This window comes from Leucobacter edaphi (assembly GCF_016522535.1).
GTDB classification, from domain to species: domain Bacteria; phylum Actinomycetota; class Actinomycetes; order Actinomycetales; family Microbacteriaceae; genus Leucobacter; species Leucobacter edaphi.
In genome coordinates this window covers 153,250-176,631 of the sequence record NZ_JAEHOI010000004.1, presented here as the reverse complement: position 1 = coordinate 176,631, position 23,382 = coordinate 153,250, and the positions used below count along the sequence as shown (strand labels likewise).

General features: G+C 65.6%; 14 protein-coding genes and 3 rRNA genes. 15 read left to right on the top strand and 2 right to left on the bottom strand.

The genetic code is table 11. The features are described 5' to 3' along the window. Positions 1 to 256: 256 nt before the first annotated feature. The 9 genes from JD292_RS05570 (at position 257) to mnhG (ending at position 12,553) form a co-directional block, all read left to right on the top strand. Positions 257 to 1,781, top strand: a 16S ribosomal RNA gene (locus JD292_RS05570). A gap of 456 nt (positions 1,782 to 2,237) precedes the next feature. Continuing rightward, positions 2,238 to 5,342: ribosomal RNA gene (locus JD292_RS05565) — 23S ribosomal RNA — on the top strand. A gap of 133 nt (positions 5,343 to 5,475) precedes the next feature. Beyond that, a 5S ribosomal RNA gene (rrf, locus tag JD292_RS05560) occupies positions 5,476 to 5,592 on the top strand. The 16S, 23S and 5S rRNA genes sit together here, the layout of an rRNA operon. Positions 5,593 to 5,779: 187 nt before the next feature. Beyond that, positions 5,780 to 8,677 carry a Na+/H+ antiporter subunit A gene (locus tag JD292_RS05555; protein ID WP_200131743.1) on the top strand — a complete coding sequence of 966 codons (2,898 nt, stop codon included), beginning with the start codon at positions 5,780 to 5,782 and terminating at the stop codon, positions 8,675 to 8,677. 2 nt (positions 8,678 to 8,679) lie between these two features. Continuing rightward, positions 8,680 to 9,474 carry a Na(+)/H(+) antiporter subunit C gene (locus JD292_RS12130; RefSeq protein WP_233613652.1) on the top strand — a complete coding sequence of 265 codons (795 nt, stop codon included), beginning with the start codon at positions 8,680 to 8,682 and terminating at the stop codon, positions 9,472 to 9,474. Next, entirely contained in the window at positions 9,471 to 11,294 is a 1,824-nt protein-coding gene (locus JD292_RS05545) for a Na+/H+ antiporter subunit D (protein ID WP_200131742.1), read from the top strand. The genes JD292_RS12130 and JD292_RS05545 overlap by 4 nt, the downstream gene beginning before the upstream one ends. Continuing rightward, entirely contained in the window at positions 11,291 to 11,869 is a 579-nt protein-coding gene (locus JD292_RS05540) for a Na+/H+ antiporter subunit E (protein WP_200131741.1), read from the top strand. The genes JD292_RS05545 and JD292_RS05540 overlap by 4 nt, the downstream gene beginning before the upstream one ends. After that, a complete protein-coding gene (locus tag JD292_RS05535) occupies positions 11,866 to 12,201 on the top strand; it encodes an MrpF/PhaF family protein (RefSeq protein WP_200131740.1) in 336 nt (111 codons plus the stop codon). The genes JD292_RS05540 and JD292_RS05535 overlap by 4 nt, the downstream gene beginning before the upstream one ends. Further along, a complete protein-coding gene (gene mnhG, locus JD292_RS05530; RefSeq protein WP_200131739.1) occupies positions 12,194 to 12,553 on the top strand; it encodes a monovalent cation/H(+) antiporter subunit G in 360 nt (119 codons plus the stop codon). The genes JD292_RS05535 and mnhG overlap by 8 nt, the downstream gene beginning before the upstream one ends. Before the next feature lie 213 nt (positions 12,554 to 12,766). Here mnhG and aceB read toward each other — a convergent pair whose 3' ends face one another. Further along, entirely contained in the window at positions 12,767 to 14,419 is a 1,653-nt protein-coding gene (aceB, locus tag JD292_RS05525) for a malate synthase A (RefSeq protein ID WP_200131738.1), read from the bottom strand. A 170-nt stretch (positions 14,420 to 14,589) separates the two neighbouring features. Between aceB and JD292_RS05520 the strand changes: the two genes are divergently transcribed. From JD292_RS05520 to JD292_RS05505, 4 genes are all read left to right on the top strand, one after another. Beyond that, complete coding sequence (locus tag JD292_RS05520; RefSeq protein ID WP_200131754.1) at positions 14,590 to 16,071, top strand: helix-turn-helix transcriptional regulator; 1,482 nt, start codon at positions 14,590 to 14,592, stop codon at positions 16,069 to 16,071. A gap of 158 nt (positions 16,072 to 16,229) precedes the next feature. Beyond that, positions 16,230 to 16,694: an FHA domain-containing protein gene (locus JD292_RS05515; protein WP_369411158.1), complete on the top strand. Its 465-nt coding sequence runs from the start codon at positions 16,230 to 16,232 to the stop codon at positions 16,692 to 16,694. A 1-nt stretch (position 16,695) separates the two neighbouring features. Further along, entirely contained in the window at positions 16,696 to 17,373 is a 678-nt protein-coding gene (gene ftsR / locus JD292_RS05510; RefSeq protein ID WP_200131736.1) for a transcriptional regulator FtsR, read from the top strand. A gap of 149 nt (positions 17,374 to 17,522) precedes the next feature. Then, positions 17,523 to 18,101, top strand: a complete 579-nt coding sequence (locus JD292_RS05505) for a MerR family transcriptional regulator (RefSeq protein WP_200131735.1) — start codon at positions 17,523 to 17,525, stop codon at positions 18,099 to 18,101. Positions 18,102 to 18,276: 175 nt separating this feature from the next. On the opposite strand, the gene JD292_RS05500 is transcribed toward JD292_RS05505, so the two are convergent. Then, the gene (locus JD292_RS05500; RefSeq protein ID WP_200131734.1) at positions 18,277 to 19,119 is read right to left on the bottom strand and encodes a ParA family protein; all 843 of its coding nucleotides are present in this window, start codon (positions 19,117 to 19,119) and stop codon (positions 18,277 to 18,279) included. 232 nt (positions 19,120 to 19,351) lie between these two features. Here JD292_RS05500 and JD292_RS05495 point away from each other — a divergent pair, with 232 nt between their 5' ends. Further along, positions 19,352 to 22,753, top strand: a complete 3,402-nt coding sequence (locus tag JD292_RS05495; protein ID WP_200131733.1) for a pyruvate carboxylase — start codon at positions 19,352 to 19,354, stop codon at positions 22,751 to 22,753. 66 nt (positions 22,754 to 22,819) lie between these two features. Beyond that, a complete protein-coding gene (def, locus tag JD292_RS05490) occupies positions 22,820 to 23,311 on the top strand; it encodes a peptide deformylase (protein ID WP_200131732.1) in 492 nt (163 codons plus the stop codon). Positions 23,312 to 23,382: the final 71 nt, after the last annotated feature.

Sequence of the window (23,382 nt, the reverse complement as noted above, 5' to 3'; positions counted from 1 at the left end):
ACAGTAGCTTCTCGGAGGCTCCTTGGTTGGGGTTGACGGGTGGTGTCTGGTCTTTGAGAACTCAATAGTGTGCACTTGATTGTCAAATGCCAAATTTTTTATCCCTGGCATCCTGTTTGGGTGTTGGAGATTCCTTTTTGGATGAATAATTCGGATTGTCAGTACTGACCTTTTTGGTTGGTTGATGGTTTGTTTTTGTTTGTCAGGTCAAACTCGCAGTTGTCTGGCTTATTCCGCTGGATGCTGTGCTTTGTTTTTTACGGAGAGTTTGATCCTGGCTCAGGACGAACGCTGGCGGCGTGCTTAACACATGCAAGTCGAACGCTGAAGCTGGAGCTTGCTCTGGTGGATGAGTGGCGAACGGGTGAGTAACACGTGAGTAACCTGCCCTTCACTCTGGGATAAGCGCTGGAAACGGTGTCTAATACTGGATATGACCTATCACCGCATGGTGTGTGGGTGGAAAGATTTATCGGTGGAGGATGGACTCGCGGCCTATCAGCTTGTTGGTGAGGTAATGGCTCACCAAGGCGACGACGGGTAGCCGGCCTGAGAGGGTGACCGGCCACACTGGGACTGAGACACGGCCCAGACTCCTACGGGAGGCAGCAGTGGGGAATATTGCACAATGGGCGCAAGCCTGATGCAGCAACGCCGCGTGAGGGATGACGGCCTTCGGGTTGTAAACCTCTTTTAGTAGGGAAGAAGCGAGAGTGACGGTACCTGCAGAAAAAGCACCGGCTAACTACGTGCCAGCAGCCGCGGTAATACGTAGGGTGCAAGCGTTGTCCGGAATTATTGGGCGTAAAGAGCTCGTAGGCGGCTTGTCGCGTCTGCTGTGAAAACCCGAGGCTCAACCTCGGGCCTGCAGTGGGTACGGGCAGGCTAGAGTGCGGTAGGGGAGATTGGAATTCCTGGTGTAGCGGTGGAATGCGCAGATATCAGGAGGAACACCGATGGCGAAGGCAGATCTCTGGGCCGTTACTGACGCTGAGGAGCGAAAGCATGGGGAGCGAACAGGATTAGATACCCTGGTAGTCCATGCCGTAAACGTTGGGAACTAGATGTAGGGCCTGTTCCACGGGTTCTGTGTCGTAGCTAACGCATTAAGTTCCCCGCCTGGGGAGTACGGCCGCAAGGCTAAAACTCAAAGGAATTGACGGGGGCCCGCACAAGCGGCGGAGCATGCGGATTAATTCGATGCAACGCGAAGAACCTTACCAAGGCTTGACATATAGAAGAATACTGTAGAGATACAGGACTCTTTGGACACTTCTATACAGGTGGTGCATGGTTGTCGTCAGCTCGTGTCGTGAGATGTTCGGTTAAGTCCGGCAACGAGCGCAACCCTCGTCCTATGTTGCCAGCACGTTATGGTGGGAACTCATGGGATACTGCCGTGGTCAACACGGAGGAAGGTGGGGATGACGTCAAATCATCATGCCCCTTATGTCTTGGGCTTCACGCATGCTACAATGGCCGATACAAAGGGCGGCGATACCGTAAGGTGGAGCGAATCCCAAAAAGTCGGTCTCAGTTCGGATTGGGGTCTGCAACTCGACCCCATGAAGTCGGAGTCGCTAGTAATCGCAGATCAGCAACGCTGCGGTGAATACGTTCCCGGGCCTTGTACACACCGCCCGTCAAGTCATGAAAGTCGGTAACACCCGAAGCCGGTGGCCTAACCTTTTTGGAGGGAGCCGTCGAAGGTGGGACTGGTAATTAGGACTAAGTCGTAACAAGGTAGCCGTACCGGAAGGTGCGGCTGGATCACCTCCTTTCTAAGGAGCACTCGAGGCTTTTAGCCTCGGAGAATGGTCGGATCATCACCGAGTGTGTGGTGCCGGCTGCTCATGGGTGGAACATTTGATGAAGTGCTTGTCTCTGTGGGGGCAGTGTGGTGAGTACGCCGGTCTTTGGGCTGGTGGGAAAGCTGGATTGTTTTTGTGGGGGTGAGTGTCGGGTGCATACTATTGGGTCCTGGGAGACCAGGCGTCTGCACGTGTGTGTGGGTGTCTGTTGCTTCTGGCCCGCGGTTACGGAACGTGTTGTTCGTGGCTTCGGGATCGACCGTACGTTGAGAACTACACAGTGGACGCGAGCATCTTCGCAACATGATCATCCTTTGGGGTGTGAGTGTTGCAGATACTAAATTTTCATTGGTCGCATGCCCGCCGGCCGTCACCCTTTTTTGGGTGTGGGTTGTGTGGGTGTGTGTTTTTGATTTACTTATGTGATTTCAAGTTTCAAAGAGCAAACGGTGGATGCCTTGGCATCTGGAGCCGAAGAAGGACGTGGTAATCTGCGATAAGCCTCGGGGAGCCGATAAACGGGCTTCGATCCGAGGATTTCCGAATGGGGAAACCCCGTCAGGGCGCGTGCGTACCTGGCGACTCCCGCCTGAATATATAGGGCGGGTAGAGGGAACGTGGGGAAGTGAAACATCTCAGTACCCACAGGAAGAGAAAACAACATGTGATTCCGGTAGTAGTGGCGAGCGAACCCGGAAGAGGCTAAACCGTACATGTGTGATACCCGGCAGGGGTTGCATGTGCGGGGTTGTGGGACATGCCGTGGGGGTCTGCCGGCCCTCGAACGTGAGTGTGCAGCTATAGGAGAACCGCTTGGAACGGCGGACCGGAGTGGGTGAGAGTCCCGTATCCGAAATGGTTGTGCCGCGTGGTGTGTATCCCAAGTAGCACGGGGCCCGAGAAATCCCGTGTGAATCTGTCAGGACCACCTGATAAGCCTAAATACTCCCAGATGACCGATAGCGGACTAGTACCGTGAGGGAAAGGTGAAAAGTACCCCGGGAGGGGAGTGAAAGAGTACCTGAAACCGTTTGCTTACAATCCGTCGGAGCCAGCTTGTTCTGGTGACGGCGTGCCTTTTGAAGAATGAGCCTGCGAGTTAGCGATATGTGGCGAGGTTAACCCGTGTGGGGTAGCCGTAGCGAAAGCGAGTCTGAATAGGGCGATTGAGTCGCATGTCCTAGACCCGAAGCGAAGTGATCTATCCATGGCCAGGTTGAAGCGCGTGTAAGAGCGCGTGGAGGACCGAACCCACTTAGGTTGAAAACTGAGGGGATGAGCTGTGGATAGGGGTGAAAGGCCAATCAAACTTCGTGATAGCTGGTTCTCTCCGAAATGCATTTAGGTGCAGCGTTGCGTGTTTCTTGCCGGAGGTAGAGCTACTGGATGGCCGATGGGCCCTACAAGGTTACTGACGTCAGCTAAACTCCGAATGCCGGTAAGTGAGAGCGCAGCAGTGAGACAGTGGGGGATAAGCTTCATTGTCGAGAGGGAAACAACCCAGATCACCAACTAAGGTCCCAAAGCGCGTGCTAAGTGGAAAAGGATGTGGAGTTGCTGTGACAACCAGGAGGTTGGCTTAGAAGCAGCCACCCTTGAAAGAGTGCGTAATAGCTCACTGGTCAAGTGATTCCGCGCCGACAATGTAACGGGGCTCAAGCACGCCACCGAAGTTGTGGCATTCCAGGTATAGGCAAGCCTTCGTGGTTCAGCTCCTGGGATGGGTAGGAGAGCGTCGTGTGGCGAGTGAAGCGGCGGAGTGATCCAGTCGTGGATGCCACACGAGTGAGAATGCAGGCATGAGTAGCGAAAGACGGGTGAGAAACCCGTCCTCCGGAAGACCAAGGGTTCCAGGGTCAAGCTAATCTGCCCTGGGTAAGTCGGGACCTAAGGCGAGGCCGACAGGCGTAGTCGATGGACAACGGGTTGATATTCCCGTACCGGCGGTAAACCGTCAAAGACCTAACCAGTAGTGCTAAGCAAACCTAAGCCGGCCGGATCCTTCGGGTGATGGCTGGTGGTGGCTGCGAACCCGAACTGGGGTGGTGAGCGTGAGGTGTGACGCAGGAAGGTAGATGGTCCCGGGCGATGGTTGTCCCGGGCTAAGCATGTAGCCTGCGGGATAGGCAAATCCGTCCCGCGTGAAGGGTGAGATGCGATGGGGACCCGTATGGGGAAGTCATTGATCCTATGCTGCCGAGAAAAGCATCGACGTGAGGTTTGCTGTTGCCCGTACCCCAAACCGACTCAGGTGGTCAGGTAGAGAATACTCAGGAGATCGAGATAATCATGGTGAAGGAACTCGGCAAAATGCCCCCGTAACTTCGGGAGAAGGGGGGCCACCCGCTTATTAGGATTTACTCCGAAAGGGTGTGGTGGCCGCAGAGACCAGTGGGAAGCGACTGTTTACTAAAAACACAGGTCCGTGCCAACACGCAAGTGGATGTATACGGACTGACGCCTGCCCGGTGCTGGAAGGTTAAGAGGAGAGGTCAGACTTCGGTCGAAGCTTTGAATTTAAGCCCCAGTAAACGGCGGTGGTAACTATAACCATCCTAAGGTAGCGAAATTCCTTGTCGGGTAAGTTCCGACCTGCACGAATGGCGTAACGACTTCCCAGCTGTCTCCACCGTGAACTCGGCGAAATTGCAGTACGAGTAAAGATGCTCGTTACGCGCAGAAGGACGGAAAGACCCCGTGACCTTTACTACAGCTTGGTATTGGTGTTCGGTGTGGCTTGTGTAGGATAGGTGGGAGACTGTGAAGCAGGGACGCTAGTTCTTGTGGAGTCATTGTTGAAATACCACTCTGGTCATATTGGATATCTAACTACGGACCCTGATCGGGTTCTGGGACAGTGCCTGGTGGGTAGTTTAACTGGGGCGGTTGCCTCCCAAAAAGTAACGGAGGCGCCCAAAGGTTCCCTCAACCTGGTTGGCAATCAGGTGGCGAGTGTAAGTGCACAAGGGAGCTTGACTGTGAGACTGACAGGTCGAGCAGGGACGAAAGTCGGGACTAGTGATCCGGCAGTGGCTTGTGGAAGCGCTGTCGCTCAACGGATAAAAGGTACCTCGGGGATAACAGGCTGATCTTGCCCAAGAGTCCATATCGACGGCATGGTTTGGCACCTCGATGTCGGCTCGTCGCATCCTGGGGCTGGAGTTGGTCCCAAGGGTTGGGCTGTTCGCCCATTAAAGCGGTACGCGAGCTGGGTTTAGAACGTCGTGAGACAGTTCGGTCCCTATCCTCTGCGCGCGTTGGAGATTTGAGAGGATCTGACCCTAGTACGAGAGGACCGGGTTGGACGGACCTCTGGTGTGCCAGTTGTTCTGCCAAGGGCATGGCTGGTTGGCTACGTTCGGGATGGATAACCGCTGAAAGCATCTAAGCGGGAAGCCGGCCTCGAGATGAGATCTCCCTACACCTTTGAGTGTGTGAGGCTCCCAGTAGATGACTGGGTTGATAGGCCAGATGTGGAAGCACGGCAACGTGTGGAGCTGACTGGTACTAATAAGCCGACGACTTGATTTCCACCCCACCCACGTGTGGGGACATGAGTAGAGCAAATGTAACGATGATCGCGTCCACTTTGTGGTTCTTGACGTACGGCCACACCACACCCCCACACTTTTTTGGGGGCGGGGTGGCCACATGTTAATAGAGTTACGGCGGCCATAGCGTCAGGGAAACGCCCGGACACATTCCGAACCCGGAAGCTAAGACTGACTGCGCCGATGGTACTGCACTCGGGAGGGTGTGGGAGAGTAGGACACCGCCGGACACCTTTTCATCGAGGGTCGTACGAGACCGCCACAGCCGGCAGTCACGTACGACCCTCGACCCATTTCAGGAGGGTTTTCCTGCAGCCCGCTCCGTTCGGGGCAACGTTGTCAGGGGTCTCTCTGTAGAATGGACAGGGGCAAAAACCACCAGAACGACGACCAACTCAATGTGAAAGCGGGCCGCCTATGGGAGCGATGATGGGCATGCTGCTCGTCCTCGCTCTTGCTGCCTCCGTCGCTCACCCGGTCGTCAAACGGCTCGGCCGCCGCTCGTTCATCGGCCTCAGCCTGCTCATGGCCGCCACTTTCGTCGCGGTCCTCATTATCTCCCTTCCCGTGTTCACCGGGGAGATCATCGTCGAGCAGCTGCCCTGGATCCCCGAGCTAGGCCTCACGCTCACGCTGCGCCTCGACGCGCTCTCTGCCCTCTTCGCGTTGCTCGTCACGGGCGCGGGCTCGCTCGTGCTGCTCTACTGCACGAGCTACTTCGAGGACGACGACATCGGGCTGCCCCGCTTCGCCGGGGTATTCATGGGTTTCGCGGCCTCCATGCTCGGACTCGTGCTCGCCGACGACGTCTACCTCCTCTTCATCTTCTGGGAAGGAACGACGGTGTTCTCGTTCCTCCTCATCGGCCACGTCACCCGGCTCCGCACCGCGAACTCCGCTGCCCTGCAGGCCCTCATGGTCACCGTCTCGGGCGGCCTCGCCATGTTCGTCGGCTTCGTCCTGCTCGCACGTGCGGCGGGCACCCCGCTGCTGTCCGAGATCGTTGCCCACCCGCCGCAGGGCGCGCTCGGCGCCACCGCGGCGTTCCTCGTGCTCGCGGGCGCGCTCTCGAAGTCCGCGATCTTCCCCTTCCACTTCTGGCTCCCCGGCGCCATGGCCGCCCCCACGCCGGTCAGCGCATACCTGCACGCCGCAGCGATGGTGAAGGCCGGGATCTACCTGATCCTGCGCGTGATCCCCGCCTTCGGCGACGTGCCGGGCTTCCGCGAGACGATCGTCATCCTCGGCGCCATCACCATGATCAACGGGGGAGTGCGCGCCCTCAGGCAGTACGACATCAAACTCATCGTCGCCCATGGCACGGTCAGCCAGCTGGGCCTCCTCGCGATGGTCGTCGGCGTCGGCGACCCGCGAACGAGCTTCGCCGGCATCGTGCTGCTCTTCGCGCACGCCCTCGCCAAGGCCCCGCTCTTCCTCTCCGTCGGAATCATCGATCACGCCACGGGAACCCGCGACCTCCGCAAGCTCTGCGGTCTCGGCAGACGGCTCCCCGTCCTCGCGGTGCTCACCACGATCGCTGCGGCATCCATGGCGGGCGTCCCCCCGCTCGTCGGCTTCGTCGCGAAGGAAGCCGCGCTCATGGAGCTGATCGAGGTCGGCAACGCATCGGGGCTGGCCACGCTCGTGTTCTGGGTGACGCTCGCCGGAAGCGTCCTCACGGTCGGCTACATGGGCCGATTCCTGTGGGGTGCCTTCGGCATGAAGGCCGACACAGAGGTGTGCGCGGTCGTCCACCCGCCCGAAGGAAAGATCCTGATCGCGCCCGTCGTCTTCGTCGTGCTCACGGTCGTCGCCGGCGTCGGAGCCACCTTCTTCGACAGCCTCTTCCTCGCGACGATCGCGGAGGAGCCGGGCAGAGAGCCCGAGCATCTCGCGCTCTGGCACGGTGTCACGTCCGCGCTCATCGCCTCGCTCAGCGTACTCGTGCTCGGCACGCTGCTCGCGGTCGCGGCGTCGCGACTGCGGCCCCGCCTGCCCGTCATCTCGGAGCGCTGGTCGGCCTCCCACGCGTACTGGGTCCTCACCCACTGGATCGACGTGCTCGCCGTGCGACTCACCGCGCTCACCCAGCGCGGTTCGCTGCCGTTCTACCTCGCGGTGATCCTGATCGTGGTCGTCATCGCCCTGGGCGGCACCGTCCTCACCAACGACCTCTGGCCCGACGAATACGTCGTCGCCACCTCGCCGGTGCAGGTGCCGATCGCGCTCGTGATGATCCTCGCGACCGTGTTCTCGCTCCGCGCGAAGACGAGGTTCCAGGCTGTCGTCCTCGTCGGCATCACCGGGTACGGGATGGCTGCGCTCTTCGCGACGCACGGGGCACCCGATCTCGCGCTGACGCAGGTGCTCGTCGAAACGGTGACGCTGATCGCGTTCGTCCTCGTGATCCGACGCCTCCCGCAGCGCCTCGGCCGTCGCGCCACGCGGAAGGTGCGGTGGGCGCGACTCGCGATCGGCGCCGGTGTCGGGCTCGTCATGGGAGTCGTCGCCGTGATCGCGCTGGGCTCCCGCATCGCCGACCCCATCTCGCTGCAACTCCCCGAGCTCGCAGCGGCCGGGGGACACGGCAAGAACGTCGTCAACGTGATGCTCGTCGACATCCGAGGCTGGGACACCATGGGCGAGCTCTCGGTCATCCTCGCCGCGGCCACCGGCGTCGCCTCGCTCGTCTTCCTCAGCACCCGCGCAGACTTCCGGCCGAAGCTCACTCGACGCGACGCCCGCACCCAGGCCCGAGAGCACCTGCTCCGCGTCGCCGACCCGCAGGATCCCGCGACCCGGGTTTCGTGGCTGCTCGCCGGTCGCAGGCTCGATCCCGCGCGACGCTCCATCATGCTCGAGGTTGTCGTTCGGCTCGTGTTCCACGCGCTCATCATCCTGTCCCTGTATCTGCTGTTCACCGGCCACAATTCGCCGGGCGGCGGGTTCGCTGGCGGCCTCGTCGCCGGCCTCGCCCTCGTCGCGCGCTACCTCGCTGGCGGCCGGCACGAGCTCCGCGCAACGGTTCCGCTCGACGCGGGTCGGATCCTCGGCACCGGCCTGTCCATCGCGGTCACCATGGCCGTCCTCCCGCTGTTCTTCGGGCAGTCCGCGCTCAGCTCCGCGTGGGTCGACGCCGACCTCGGCATTTTCGGAACCCTGCCCCTCGTCACTTCGACGCTGTTCGACATCGGCGTCTACCTCGTCGTCTTCGGCCTGATCCTCGACGTGCTCCGCAGCCTCGGCGCGGAGATCGACGAGCACGAGGAGGCCGAGGTCGCCTCCTTCGAAGAGGAAGAGGTGAGCGCGCAGTGACTATGCCCCTCGTTCTCGTCGCCGTGATGGTCGTCATGTACGCCTGCGGCGTGTATCTCCTGCTCGATCGCACCCTCACGCGACTCCTGCTCGGCTTCCTCCTCGTGGGCAACGCGACCAACCTGCTCATCTTCCTGATGAGCGGCAGCTTTGGCGCGGCGCCGATCGTGGGCGATGCGGAACCGTCGGAGATGAGCGACCCGCTTCCGCAGGCGTTCATCCTCACCGCGATCGTCATCACCTTCGGCGTCTCGGCGTTCTTCCTGGCGCTCATTTACCGCACGTGGCGTCTCGCTCACGATCGCGACGACACGGTGCAGGACGACGAGGCGGATCTCGAGCTTGGGGCCACGGAGTCGCTCACGACCGAGGAGCTCACCGACCTCGACCTCGAGGACACCCCCGAAACTGGCGACGACAGCGACGTCGAGGCCCGACAGGGTGCCGAGGGGGAGTCCGACGACGAGGCCGACACCGACGGTGACGCCCGCGGGGGTGCTCGCGAGGACGGCCGCGCCGTGCTCGCAACCGCGGGCCTCCGGGCCGCAGCTCCCGGAGCCGCGGGACTCAGCGCCGCAGCTCTCCGTGCCGCAGCTCCCGGTACGGCAGACCTCGATTCCGCAGCTCCCGGTTCGGCTGGCCCCGGATCGGCGGTGCCCGGTACAGCAGGCCCGCGTGGAGCCGAGGGAAACCCGGACCCGGGCCGCCCCTCCTCTCGGGAAACCGGGGGCGCAGCGCCCGCGCCGCCGCCACCCAAGTCCACTGACGCACGAGACCACGAAGGGGGAGACCGATGATCTGGCTCGTTCCCCTCGTCGTCCTCGTCCCGCTCGTGGGCGCGGCCCTCGCGCTCGCGCTTCCCGGGCACCGGCGCGCCCAGCAGGGCATCACGCTCGTCGCGCTCGGGGGAGTCGTCGTACTGAGCCTGGTGCTGGTCTGGCTCGTCGACGCCGGCGGGCCGCTGATCATGGAGGTCGGCGGCTGGGGCGCCCCGTTCGGAATCGCGCTCGTCGTCGACCGCGTGTCGGCGCTGATGCTCACGGTGTCCTCGATCGTGCTGCTCGCGGTGTTCCTGTTCTCGATCGGCCAGGGCCTCGCCGACGGCGACGAGGACACCCCGGTCTCGATCTACTATCCGACCTACCTCGTACTCGGCGCCGGCGTGTTCAACGCGTTTATCGCAGGCGACCTCTTCAACCTTTACGTGGGCTTCGAGATCCTGCTCGTCGCGAGCTATGTGCTGATCACCCTCGGCGGGACCGCTGCGCGCATCCGGGCCGGCGTGACCTACGTCGTGGTTTCACTCGTCTCGTCGATTCTGTTCCTCGCAGCGATCGGCATGATCTACGGGGCGACGGGGACGGTCAACATGGCCCAGCTCACCGTGCGCATCGCCGAGCTCCCGCAGGACACGCAGTTGCTCCTGAACCTCGCCCTGCTCATCGCGTTCGGGATCAAGGCCGCCGTCTTCCCGCTGTCCTTCTGGCTCCCCGACTCGTATCCCACGGCGCCGGCGCCCGTCACCGCGGTGTTCGCGGGCCTGCTGACGAAGGTGGGCGTCTACGCGATCATTCGCACCCAGACCCAGCTGTTCCCCGACTCGAGCGTCGACACGCTCCTGCTGGTGATCGCCGGACTCACCATGCTGATCGGCATCCTGGGCGCCGTAGCCCAGCTCGACATCAAGCGATTGCTGTCGTTCACCCTGATCAGCCACATCGGCTACATGATCTTCGGCATCGGGATGGCGAACGCGGCCGGCTTCGCCGCCACGATCTACTACATCATGCACCACATCATCGTGCAGACGACGCTGTTCCTCGCGGTCGGTCTTCTCGAGCGACAGGGCGGCACGACCTCGCTCGCGAGCCTGCGCGGCATGCTCCGCGCCTCGCCCGTGATCGCGGTCCTCTTCTTCATCCCGATGCTCAACCTCGGCGGAATCCCGCCGTTCTCGGGATTCATCGGCAAGCTCGGGCTCTTCGTCACCGCCGCCGACGTCGGCGGTCCCGCCGCGTACTGGCTGATCGGGATCGGTGCGCTGACCTCGCTGCTCACGCTCTACGCGCTCGCCCGCGCGTGGGTGCTCGCCTTCTGGCGGGCGCGACCCCGCGCGGTCGCGCCCAAGCGCGCGGCACACGATCCCGAAGCCGGGAGGCTGGAGGCCACTGGCGCCCGTGACGCCGCGAGCGCGGCGGGGCCGGCGGACGCCGCGGGTGCGAGCGAGGCAACCGGCGTCCTGTCCGTGAGCGACCACCCGCCGACCACCGGCACCTTCGGAGGGGCTCCGGATCGGAACGGCCGCCCCGCACCGAGCACCGAGGCGCTGAAGCTGCGCGCCAGGGAAGAGGCGATGCTCGATCGGCTGCAGGACGCTCCCGACGCTCAGCCCACCCAGGAGCAGAAAGCGATTCCCGGGCTCATGACCGGTGCGACCGCGGGAATGGTGATCGTGAGTATCGCGCTGACCGTCTTCGCGGGGCCGCTCTACGCGTACGCCACCCGAGCCGGCGATGACCTCGCCAACTCCGGCAGGCTTGCGGCGCTCGTGCTCGGCGAGAGCCCAGGCGAGCTCCCGGGCGGGAGCGGAACGACGCGAACGGGGGCCGCCGAATGAGCGAGCGACTCGCGAACACCGGAACCGATGCTCCGCGCTCGGCCAGACGGCTCGAGTGGGGTGTCCGGTTGCACGAGATCCCGCTCCTGATCGGGCTCGTCATCCTGTGGATGATGCTGTGGCGCGAGGTGTCCGCCATGTCCGTCGTGAGCGGCGTGCTGATTGCCGTCGTCGTCATGCGTGTCTTCTACCTCCCGCCCGTTGAACTGGCCGGACGATTCAACCCGTGGTACGCGCTGCAGTACGTCGGCTCCTTCCTCTGGTGGCTCTCCGTCGCCTCGTGGCAGGTGGCCTGGATCGCCGTCAAGCCTGGCCGGCCGCCCACCTGCTCGATCATCGCGGTGCGCCTGCGCACCCGGTCGGACTTCATCATCACCCTTGTCGGGATCACGATCTCCCTGATCCCGGGGTCGCTCGTGGCCGAGATCGACCGCTTCGAATCGACGCTCTACCTCCACGTGCTCGACACCGAGACCCAGAAGGATCTCACGGCCATGCGCAGGCAGGTGCGGCGGATCGAGGAAATGCTGATCCGCGCCATCGGATCGAAGGACGAAGTGAGGAGCCTCGGATGAGCACGTTCACCACAGTCGCACTCATCGTGGCCGGCGTCGGGCTCTCCGTCGCGGCGCTCGCCGCGCTCGTTCGGATCGTGCGAGGGCCGACGATTCTCGACCGCATGGTCGCGTCCGACGTGCTCCTCACGACGCTCATGCTGGTCGTCGGGGCCGACATGATCCTCCGGCATCACACGGACACGATCCCGCTCATGACGGTGATCGCCGCTACCGCGACGCTCGCGACGATCGTCGTCGCGCGCTTCGTGAAACGCAAGGCGGAAGTCGCGGAGGGCGCCGCGACCGCCTCGCACGACGCAGCGACGAGAAGGGTGGCCGGGGATGTTTGAGCAGATCATGGATATCGCCGCGATCGTCTGCATCGTGCTCGCGGGGGTGCTCTCGGCCGCCGCCGGGATCGGCCTCCTGCGCTTCCCCGACGCCCTCAGCCGCCTGCACGCGGCCACGAAGCCGCAGATCTTCGGGCTCCTCCTGATCATCGCGGGAATCGCGCTCGAACAGCGCTCCTTCTCGACGCTCCTCGGGCTCGTGCCGGTCTTCATCTTCCAGGCGCTGACGGCGCCGATCGCCGCCCACATGGTCGGGCGAGCCGCCTATCGCACGGGTCAGCTCGACACCGACACCCTCCTCGTCGACGAGCTCGGTCCCGCGATCGACCGCAGCGACTCGCTGTACCGCTAGGGGAGCGCCACGGCGCGCGCCTCGAGGTTCGGCCCCGTGGGTCCGTGGAGCCGTGGGCCAGTGGACCCGTTGACCCGCTGACCGCGCCGGCCATGCAGGGGCGGTATGCCGCCGCCGATACACGCGGGGCGCACAGTGACGGGGCCCGGCCGCAGGAGAAGTGCGGCCGGGCCCCGTCAGTTCGAACGGTCCGGGTCGGAACCCGGATCCGGGTCAGGCATCCACGAGGTACCGGCTGTAGGCCGGGACCGTGAGGAAGGTCGGGAAGTCGTCGCCCAGCGCGACGTCCGCGAACAGCTCTGCGGCATCGTCGTAGCGATCCCCGTCGAAGCGGTCGAAACCGGCGAGCGCCTCGGCGACGAGCTCGGCAACCCACTGCTTCGTGATCCGGGTGCCCTCCGCGGTGGACTGATCCTGGTGGATCCACTGCCAGATCTGGGAGCGGCTGATCTCAGCCGTCGCGGCGTCCTCCATCAGGTTGTCGATGGCTACGGCGCCGTTCCCGCGCAGCCACGCCTCGATGTAGCGGAGCCCGATCGAGACGTTCTCCCGCACGCCAGCCTCGGTGATCTCGCGGCCGATGTGGACATTGAGCAGGTCGGCAGCGGTGACGGTGACGTCGTCGCGCTGGCGCTCGACCTGGTTCGGTCGATCGCCGAGCACCGCGTCGAACTCGGCCTGCGCCACGGGGATCAGGTCGGGGTGTGCGACCCAGGTGCCGTCGAAGCCGTCGTTCGCCTCGCGGTTCTTGTCGGCGCTGACCTTCTCCTCCGCCAGCCGGGTAACCTCGGGGTCGCGCCGGTTCGGGATGAACGCGCTCATGCCGCCGATCGCGTGCGCGCCGCGCTTGTGGCAGGTCTTCACGAGGAGTTCGGTGTAGGCCCGCATGAAGGGGACCGTCATCGTGACCTCGCTGCGGTCCGGGAGCACGAAGCGGGCGCCGCGGCCGCGGTAGTTCTTGATGATCGAGAAGATGTAGTCCCAGCGGCCGGCGTTGAGGCCCGCGATGTGATCCCGCATCACGTACAGGATCTCCTCCATCTCGAAGGCCGCGGGGAGGGTCTCGATGAGGACGGTCGCGCGGATCGTGCCGTGATCGAGGCCGAGCGCCTGCTCGGTGTAGGTGAAGACGTCGTCCCAGAGCTTCGCTTCCTCGCTCGACTCGAGCTTGGCGATGTAGAAGTAGGGGCCGCGGCCGCTGGCGACGAGCTCGCGTGCGTTGTGGAACGCGTAGAGGCCGAAGTCGACGAGGCTGCCGGAGGCCGCGCCGGACTGCCCGTGCGCGTCGACGAAGCGGATGTGCTTCTCGACAAGGTGCCAGCCGCGGGGCCGCATCACGATGGTCGGCGTGCGCTCGGCCGTGATCCGGTATTCCTTGCCCTCGGGGCTCGTGTACTCGAGCTGGCCTCGGATCGCGTCGAACAGGGACAGCTGGCCCTCGATGACGTTGTGCCAGGTGGGGCTCGTCGCGTCCTCCTGGTCGGCGAGCCAGACGCGGGCGCCTGAGTTCATCGCGTTGATCGTCATCTTGGGATCGGTGGGGCCGGTGATCTCCACGCGACGGTCCTCGAGACCGGGGCCCGCTCCGGCGACCTTCCACTCCGCGTCCTCGCGGATTGCACGCGTGTCCTCGCGGAAGCGGGGATCGCGGCCGTTGCCGATCTCGTACCGGCGGCGCTGCCGGTCGGCGAGGCGCTCGTGACGGCTGCTGGCGAAGCGATCGTGCAGTTCGGTGAGGAACTGGAGCGCCTCGGGCGTGAGGATCTCGTCGCTGCGGCCGAACGGGCGTCCGGTCACTTCGATGCGGGGGCCGAATGCGGGGGTGGCGGTCCGGATGCGCTGCGGTGCCGCCTGCGTGGTGGTCATGATCTGTTCCTTAGCTCCTGCCCGGGAGGGCGTCGGTTTCGGTGGTGTTTCCATCCTCAGGGGTCCCGAGGGGCCGATCCCGGCGTTTCGCGGGGTGAATTTCTGGGATTCTTCTGCTTGTCGGAAATTTCACGTTCTGGCACCATGGAGTCATGACGCTCCTCGAGACCATGCACACCCCGGGTCAGCACGGCGGGCCCGGCGATACCGACCCGGAGTCGGAGGGCGATGCCCTCACGCTCGGTCGTCGCATTCGCGAGCGGCGCGCCCAGCTCGGGCTCACGCTCGATCAGCTGGCGGCGGCGGTCGATCGCGCGCCATCCCAGCTGTCCGCGATCGAGAACGGCAAGCGTGAACCGCGTCTCCCGCTCCTGCGCGCGCTCGCGAGCGCGCTCGACGTGACGGTGGACGAACTGCTCCTCGACGAGGCCCCGAGCGAGCGGGCCGCCCTGGAGATCGCGGTCGAGCGCGCGCAGCGGGGCGCCGTGTTCCGCTCGCTCGGAATCCAGCCGATCCGCGTCTCGAAGGCCACGAACGACGAGACACTGAAGGCGATCCTCGGCCTGCACCAGGAGGTCGAGCGGCTGCACGGCGAGCGGGCGGCCACCCCGGAAGAGGCGCGCCGCGCGAACACCGAGCTGCGGGCCGAGATGCGCGTCGCCGGCAACTACTACCCGGAGCTCGAGCGGGCAGCGTCGCAGCTGCTCGAGAGCGTGGGGTATTCCGGCGGTCCGGTTTCCCAGCAGGCCATCGCGACCGTCGCCGAGAAGCTCGGCTTCTCGCTGCACTACGTCGCAAACCTCCCGCATTCGACCCGCTCGGTGATCGACCGCAGGAACGGACGGATCTACCTGAGCAGCAATCTGCCGTCGCGCGACGCCCGCGCCCCGATCCTGCGGGCGATCGCGAGCCTTGTGTGCGGTCACGAGGAGCCGCGCAACTACGGGGACTTCCTGCGCCAGCGCGTAGAGGCGAACTATCTTGCCGGAGCGGTTCTCCTTCCCGAGGAGTCCTCGGTCGAGCTGCTGTCCGCCGCCAAGAAGGAGCGGCAGATCTCGATGGAGGACCTGCGCGATGCGTTCGGCGTGTCCTACGAGATGGCGGCGCACCGCTTCACGAATCTCGCGACCGAACGGCTCGACCTCGTTGTTCACTTCATGAAGGCGCACGAGTCCGGGACGCTCATCAAGGCCTACGAAAACGACGGGGTGCGCTTCCCCTCGGACGCGCTCGGCAACTTCGAGGGCGCAATGGTCTGCCGCAATTGGACGGCACGAACCGTGTTCGCGCAGCCGGACCGGTTCAATCCCTGGTATCAGTACACGGACATGGCCGCGGGCGGCACCTACTGGTGCACCTCGCGCGTGGAGAAGGCCAAGGAGGGCCTGTACTCGGTGAGCGTTGGCGTGCGCTTCGAGGACGTGAAGTGGTTCCGGGGCAGGGAGACGCCGCACCGCACGAAGTCCTTCTGCCCGGACGATCGGTGCTGCCGTCGGGCCTCCAGCGATCTCACCAGGAAGTGGGAGTCCGCTGCGTGGCCGGAGGCCGCGACCCCCACGAGTCTGCTCGCCGCGCTTCCGACCGGCACCTTCCCCGGGGTGGACTCCCACGAGGTGTACGCCTTCCTCGAGGCCCAAGAACGTCTCGCCTGACCAGGGATTCTCCCTCTGGCGGGGGATCGGGAGTTGCGACGCGCCCGCCAGGGAGCCAACTCCGTTCCGGGGATGCACTCCCCAGGTGGTCTGCGATAGCGTAGATATGGATGGGTCAACCGGCCCGAAGACGCCCCGAGATTAGGAATGGTGAGGACGTGAACGCTGAGAATCATGCCCGTCGCGCCGACAACACCGAGGCGCGTGCCACGCAGCAGTTCCGTGAGGATCTGGGCGCCCTGATCCGCGCCCACGCGACCGACCTCTCCGTCGATGAGCTCGAAGCCGTCGAGGCGCTGCCCTCGGGCGCCGCGCTGCTCGTGGTGCGCAGGGGCCCCGATCTCGGTGCTCGCTTCCTGCTTGACCAGGATTCCACGGTTGCGGGGCGTCACCCGGCCGTCGACATCTTCCTCGACGACGTCACGGTTTCGCGTCGCCACGCCGAGTTCAAGCGCACGGGCACGCGCTTCTCGGTCGTCGACCTCGGCTCGCTGAACGGCACGTTCTGCGACGGCCAGCGCATCGACGGCGAGGTCGTGCTGGAGGACGGCACCGAGGTGCAGGTCGGAAAGTTCCGCTTTACCTTCTTCCCCTCGCGCTTCGATCTGGGCGAGGGAGCGTAGCGTGGCGGCCGAACCGGCCCGCCAGCAATCGAACGCCCTCCTCAGCATCGGACAGGTGCTCGCGCGGTTGCAGGATGACTTCGGCGACCTGACGCCGTCGAAGCTCCGCTTCCTGGAGGAGCAGGGTCTCGTGACCCCCGAGCGGACGAAGTCCGGCTACCGCAAGTTCTCGCAGGCCAACATCGAGCGCATCCGGCTCGTGCTGACCCTGCAGCGGGATCACTATCTGCCGCTGCGCGTCATCGCCGAGCTGCTCGAGGAGTTGGATCAGGGCAAAGACCCGATCATTCCCGGCGCATCGCCGCGGAGCGCGTCGAGCATTCTCGCGCCCCGGCGCGTGCTCAGCAGCGAGGAGCTGCGCCGCAGCACCGGCGCGAGCGCGCGCTTTCTCGGCGAGACGATCGCCGCGGGCCTGCTGCCGGCTGCCGAGGTGTTCCCGCACGACTGCGTTGCCCAGCTCACGGCCCTCATGAAGCTGGCTGAGCGCGGCATTACGCCGAGGCATCTGCGCGCGTTCCGCGTCGCGGCCGAGCGGGACGCCGAGCTCATCTCGCACGCGGTTTCGACGCGCGGGGTGAAGAGCACGACGCCGCACGGCGCAGAGGACTCGATGGAACTCGCCGGGTACCTCGAGACGGTTCGCTCCGGCGTGTTGCGTCGGCGCGTGTCGGGGGCCTGAACCGCCGGTTTTTTGGCGTGATTTCAACCTTAAAGTTCTACTAGAGGTCGACACGTTGAAAGTGGACCTCGTCGGTCGTTGCACGGGGGACTGGTGCTCGGTACCGTTGAGTGTGTTCGGCGCTCCGCGCCGTCGAGAAAGGGAGCCCGATGGAGAACGATCAGCGTCCGCACGATGAGGCGGGATCGGCTTCGATCGCTGACGATCTCCTGTTTGACGACGGCCTGCCGAAGCCCAACCAGGACGGCGGCTTCAAGGGCGCCACTGCGGCCCGCGCGGCGGGCATCAGCTACCGCCAGCTCGACTACTGGGCCCGCACCGGGCTCGTGGAGCCGACCGTGCGCGGGGCGAACGGCTCCGGCTCGCAGCGTCTCTATGGCTTCCGCGACATCCTGGTGCTGAAGCTCGTCAAGCGGCTCCTCGACACGGGCATCTCGCTGCAGCAGATCCGCACTGCGGTGGCGCAGCTCCACGAGGCGGGCGTCCACGACCTCTCCCAGACCACGCTCATGAGCGACGGCGCCGGCGTCTACCTGTGCACCTCGAGCGACGAGGTCATCGACCTCGTGAGCCGCGGCCAGGGTGTCTTCGGGATCGCCGTCGGCAAGGTGCTTCGCGAGGTCGAGACATCGCTCGTCGACATGGACGAGCATCGCATGGACGGTCAGGCCGAGAGCGGGCACGACGAGCTCGCAGCGCGCCGCAAGGGTCGCAAGAAGATCTCCTGATCGCTCACCGGCGCTGATCCCGCTCCCCGCTGGGGCGCTGGTCGGCCAAGAAGCGGGGCAGCGCAGCAACGCTGGATCGCCCGGCGTTCGTTGCGCCGACGCGCGCCGGAAACGCGAAACGGCCCGGCGCACCCAGAGGGTGGCCGGGCCGTTTCCCAGCGCGGGGCGCCGGAGTCTAGGCGTCCGCGACCGTGGCGCCGCGGGGCTTCGCGCCCTCTGCGCGCTCGGCGTCCATGCCCGCGGAGCGGAGCACGCGATCGAGCACGAGGTCGAAGTTCCCCGCCATCTCCTGCGAGGCCTCTCCCGGCCACATGTGCACGGGCTTCGCCGCGCCCTGCGCCTGCTGCAGCGAGGGGCGCTCGGGGAGCTGGGGGTTGAGGACGAGCGGGCCGAACATCTCGCGCAGCTCGCGCGTGCGGAACTGGTGCTCCATGGAGTTCGGCTGGGTGCGGTTGATGAGAATGCCGAGCGGCTGCAGGCGGGGGCTCACGCCGCGACGGATCTCCTCGATCGCGCGAAGCGCGCGGTCGGTCGCGGCGACGGCGAAGAGGCTCGGCTCCGAGACGACGAGGACGCGGTCACTCGCGGCCCAGGCCGTGCGGGTGAGCGCGTTGAGCGACGGCGCGCAGTCGATGAGCACGAGGTCGTACTCGGACTCGACCGTGGCGAGCGCTTCCTCGAGCTTCCAGATGTCACGGGTCGACGGGTGCGGGCCGTCGAAGTTGATGGCTGACGGGCTGCCCACGAGCAGGTCGATCGTGCCGCCCTCGTGATACTCGTTCCAGCCGCTATGGGCGATGGCCGAGCGCACCGTCTTCTCCTTGGGGCTCTCCAGGACGTCGGCGACGTTCGCGTAGCCCTCCGGATTCACTGCGAGGCCGGTCGAGACATCCGACTGGGGATCGAAGTCCACGACCAGGGTTCGCAGCCCGCGGGAGAATGCCGCGGATGCGAGGCCGAGCGTCACGGTCGTCTTGCCGACGCCGCCCTTGAGGGAACTCACACTCAATACATGCACGCCACGAGTTTAGTCGATTTCGCTATGTAAACGCTTGAAGTGAGTGGTTTGCCGCGGATAAATCGCCGATCCGGATGTTAATCCGAAACGGAGTCCAAGCCGAAGATGCTGCGGAATTCGGCGGGAATTCCGCGGGTGGGACTGCCGGTGAGACGTTTGGATGTATCTTGATATCGAATCACTTGACGGTCTGGGCAACCGCTGAAGTTCACGACGCAGAGAGGGTCACCCTATGTTCAAGAAGGTTCTGGTCGCGAATCGTGGTGAGATCGCGATCCGCGCGTTCCGCGCCGCGCACGAGCTCGGAGCGAAGACGGTCGCGGTCTTTCCCTATGAGGATCGCAATTCGCTGCACCGGCTCAAGGCCGACGAGGCGTATCTGATCGGCACCGAGGGACACCCCGTTCGCGCCTATCTCGACATCGCGGAGATCGTTCGCGTTGCGGTCGAGGCCGGCTGCGACGCCATCTATCCCGGCTACGGATTCCTTTCGGAGAATCCCGGCCTCGCCTCGGCCGCGGAGGCCGCAGGTATCCGCTTCATCGGCCCGGGGAAGCGGGCGCTCGAGATGGCGGGCAACAAGGTCGCAGCGAAGGAGCACGCGATCGCCGCGGGAGTTCCCGTGCTGAGGTCGACGCCGCCGTCGACGGATATCGACGCCCTGCTCTCCGGCGCCGACGAGATCGGCTTCCCGGTGTTCGCGAAAGCGGTTGCCGGCGGCGGCGGTCGCGGCATGCGTCGCGTCGAGCGCGCCGAGGATCTGCGGGAGGCGCTCGAGTCGGCCATGCGCGAGGCGGAGTCCGCGTTCGGCGATCCCACCATGTTCATCGAGCAGGCGGTGCTGCGGCCCCGTCACATCGAGGTGCAGGTTCTCGCGGACGCTGCTGGCGCGACGGTGCACCTCTTCGAGCGCGACTGCTCCGTGCAGCGCCGCCACCAGAAGGTCGTCGAGATCGCCCCGGCACCCAACCTCTCCCAGGAGAAGCGGGACGAGCTGACGCGCGACGCGATCGCGTTCGCGCGGTCCATCGGGTACGAGAACGCCGGCACGGTCGAGTTTCTGCTCGACACCGCGGGGGAGCGCGCGGGCGAGCACGTATTCATCGAGATGAACCCGCGGATCCAGGTCGAGCACACGGTGACGGAGGAGGTCACCGACGTCGATCTCGTGCGCGCGCAGATGATGATCGCGGCGGGCGCATCGCTCGCGGAGATCGGTCTCACGCAGGACGAGATCGTGCTGCGCGGCGCGGCACTGCAGTGCCGGATCACGACGGAGGATCCCGCGAACGGCTTCCGCCCCGACCTGGGCCGGATCACCGCGTACCGCTCGCCGGGCGGCGGCGGCGTGCGCCTCGACGGCGGCACGATCAACGCTGGCGCCCAGATCAGCCCGCACTTCGACTCGATGCTCGCGAAGCTGACCTGCCGCGGCCGCTCCTTCGAGGACGCCGTCGTGCGGGCGAGGCGCGCCCTCGCGGAGTTCCGGATCCGCGGCGTCGCGACGAACATCCCGTTCCTGCAGGCCGTGCTCGCCGACCCGGACTTCCAGGCCGGGGACGTGTCGACTGCCTTCATCGAGGAGCGGCCCGAGCTGCTCGAGATGAACAAGCCGAAGGATCGCGCGACGCGGATCCTGCAGCACGTCGCCAACGTCACGGTGAACCAGCCGAACGGGGAGCGCCCGAACCGCGCCGATCCCGCGCGGAAGCTTCCCACGGGAGTCGACCTCTCGGCGCCGGCCCCCGCCGGTCAGCGGCAGCGGCTGCTCGAGCTCGGCCCGGACGGATACGCGCGCGCCCTGCGCGAGCAGAAGGCCCTCGCGGTCACGGAGACCACGTTCCGCGACGCGCACCAGTCGCTGCTCGCGACGCGGGTGCGCACGAAGGACCTGGTCCGGATCGCGCCGTACGTTGCGCGGATGACGCCGGAGCTGTGGTCGGTCGAGGCCTGGGGCGGGGCGACCTACGACGTCGCGCTGCGCTTCCTCGGGGAGGACCCGTGGGAGCGGCTGGCGGCGCTGCGGGAGGCGATGCCGAACATCCCCATCCAGATGCTGCTCCGCGGACAGAACACGGTCGGGTACACGCCGTATCCGGCGCGCGTCGCCGAGGCGTTCGTTGCGGAGGCCGCTGCGACGGGCGTTGACGTGTTCCGCATCTTCGACGCGCTCAACGACGTCAAGCAGATGCGGGTCGCGATCGACGCGGTGCGCGCCTCGGGGACCGCGGTCGCCGAGGTCGCGATGTCGTACACCGGCAACCTGCTGTCGCCGGGCGAGGACAAGTACACGCTCGACTACTACCTGGGCCTCGCCGAGGAGATCGTCGACGCCGGCGCGCACGTGCTCGCGATCAAGGACATGGCGGGGCTCCTGCGCCCGGCCGCTGCGGCGAAGCTCGTCACCGCCCTGCGCGAGCGCTTCGACCTCCCCGTGCACCTGCACACGCACGACACCCCGGGCGGCCAGCTCGCGACGCTCCTCGCGGCCGCGCAGGCGGGCGTCGACGCGGTCGACGCGGCATCCGCCCCGATGTCGGGCACGACGAGCCAGCCCTCGCTCGGCGGACTCGTCGCCGCGCTCGCCGACACGGATCGCGACACCGGGCTCTCGCAGGACGCCGTGTTCGCGCTCGAACCGTACTGGGACGCCGTGCGCTCCGTGTACAAGCCCTTCGAGTCGGGGCTGCCGAGCCCGACCGGGCGCGTCTACGCGCACGAGATCCCCGGCGGGCAGCTGTCGAACCTGCGCCAGCAGGCGATCGCGCTCGGCCTCGCGGACGACTTCGAGAAGATCGAGGACATGTACGCGGCCGCCGACCGGATCCTCGGCCGGATCCCGAAGGTGACGCCGTCGTCGAAGGTCGTCGGCGATCTCGCGCTGCACCTCGCGGCCGTCGACGCCGATCCTGCCGATTTCGAGGCGAACCCGGGCAACTACGACATCCCGGATTCGGTCGTCGGCTTCCTCGCTGGCGAGCTCGGCGAGATTCCGGGTGGCTGGCCCGAGCCGTTCCGCAGCCGCGTCCTCGCGGGTCGTGCGCCCAACATCGCCGTCGCGCCCCTCGCGGACGCCGACGCCGAGCTCCTCTCGGAGCCTGGGCGCACCCGCCAGAACACGCTCAACCGCCTGCTCTTCCCTGAGCCGACCAGGGCATTCCTGGACGCGCGCGAGAAGTTCGGGGAGCTCTCCGTGCTCGACACCCCCGACTACCTGTACGGGCTCGAACCCGGCGCCGAGCACGCGATCGACCTCGCCAGGGGCGTCCGCATCTACGTGGGCCTCGAGGCGATCGGTGAGGCCGACGACAAGGGCGTGCGCACCGTGATGGTGCGGGTCAACGGCCAGCTCAGGCAGGTGTTCGTGAAGGACGCTTCGATCCAGGTCGATGCACCCCAGGCGGAGAAGGCCGACCGCACCAATCCCGGCCATGTCGCCGCGCCGTTCTCGGGCACGGTCACGATCAAGGCGGGTGCGGGAGACGTCGTCGACTCCGGCCAGCCCGTCGCCACGATCGAGGCGATGAAGATGGAGGCGGCGATCACCGCACCCGTGGCTGGTAAGGTCGAGCGCGTCGCGTTCACGGGGACCCGCTCGGTCGAAGCGGGAGACCTCATCGCAGTGATCGCGTGACGTCCTCGGTGCGGCCCGCGTCTCGGCGCGGACCGCACCGCTGCTCGCCGCACGGAAGGAACACTCATGGCGATTCGGGAGATCCGAGTCTTCGGCGACCCGGTGCTGCGCACCGTGTGCGATCCGATCGAGACCATCGACGATGGCGTGCGCGCGCTCGTCGCCGACCTCGTTGACACGGTGGCCTTCGACGGCCGTGCCGGGCTGGCCTCCACGCAGATCGGCTACACCCAGCGCGCCTTCAGTCTCCACATCGACGGCGCGGTGAGCTACATCCTGAACCCGGAGATCGTCGCGCTCGAGGGCGACCCCGTCCCCACGGGCGAGGGTTGCCTCTCCGTGCCCGATCTGTGGTTCGACGTCGATCGCTACCCGCGCGCGACGGTCCGCGGGATCGACCTCGACGGCAAGGAGATCGTGATCTCCGGCGAGGGCCTGCTCGCGCAGGCTCTGCAGCACGAGTGCGACCATCTCGACGGCAAGCTCTACATCTCGCGGCTCGACCGCGAGACCCGCGGCGAGGCGATGCGGGCGATCCGCACCTCCAGCTGGTTCTGATCGGGCGTTCCCGCTCGAAGAAACGGAACAGGCCCCTGGCTCAGTGCGAGCCGGGGGCCTGTTCCGTTGCG

What these genes read in the sequence shown, in the direction of transcription:
- JD292_RS05505 (WP_200131735.1), top strand. Translation starts at nt 17,523, where the DNA reads ATGGAGAACGATCAGCGTCCGCACGATGAGGCGGGATCGGCTTCGATC.
- JD292_RS05520 (WP_200131754.1), top strand. Translation starts at nt 14,590, where the DNA reads ATGCACACCCCGGGTCAGCACGGCGGGCCCGGCGATACCGACCCGGAG.
- JD292_RS05545 (WP_200131742.1), top strand. Translation starts at nt 9,471, where the DNA reads ATGATCTGGCTCGTTCCCCTCGTCGTCCTCGTCCCGCTCGTGGGCGCG.
- JD292_RS05535 (WP_200131740.1), top strand. Translation starts at nt 11,866, where the DNA reads ATGAGCACGTTCACCACAGTCGCACTCATCGTGGCCGGCGTCGGGCTC.
- JD292_RS05495 (WP_200131733.1), top strand. Translation starts at nt 19,352, where the DNA reads ATGTTCAAGAAGGTTCTGGTCGCGAATCGTGGTGAGATCGCGATCCGC.
- aceB (WP_200131738.1), bottom strand. Translation starts at nt 14,419, where the DNA reads ATGACCACCACGCAGGCGGCACCGCAGCGCATCCGGACCGCCACCCCC.
- JD292_RS12130 (WP_233613652.1), top strand. Translation starts at nt 8,680, where the DNA reads ATGCCCCTCGTTCTCGTCGCCGTGATGGTCGTCATGTACGCCTGCGGC.
- mnhG (WP_200131739.1), top strand. Translation starts at nt 12,194, where the DNA reads ATGTTTGAGCAGATCATGGATATCGCCGCGATCGTCTGCATCGTGCTC.
- JD292_RS05540 (WP_200131741.1), top strand. Translation starts at nt 11,291, where the DNA reads ATGAGCGAGCGACTCGCGAACACCGGAACCGATGCTCCGCGCTCGGCC.
- def (WP_200131732.1), top strand. Translation starts at nt 22,820, where the DNA reads ATGGCGATTCGGGAGATCCGAGTCTTCGGCGACCCGGTGCTGCGCACC.
- JD292_RS05555 (WP_200131743.1), top strand. Translation starts at nt 5,780, where the DNA reads ATGGGAGCGATGATGGGCATGCTGCTCGTCCTCGCTCTTGCTGCCTCC.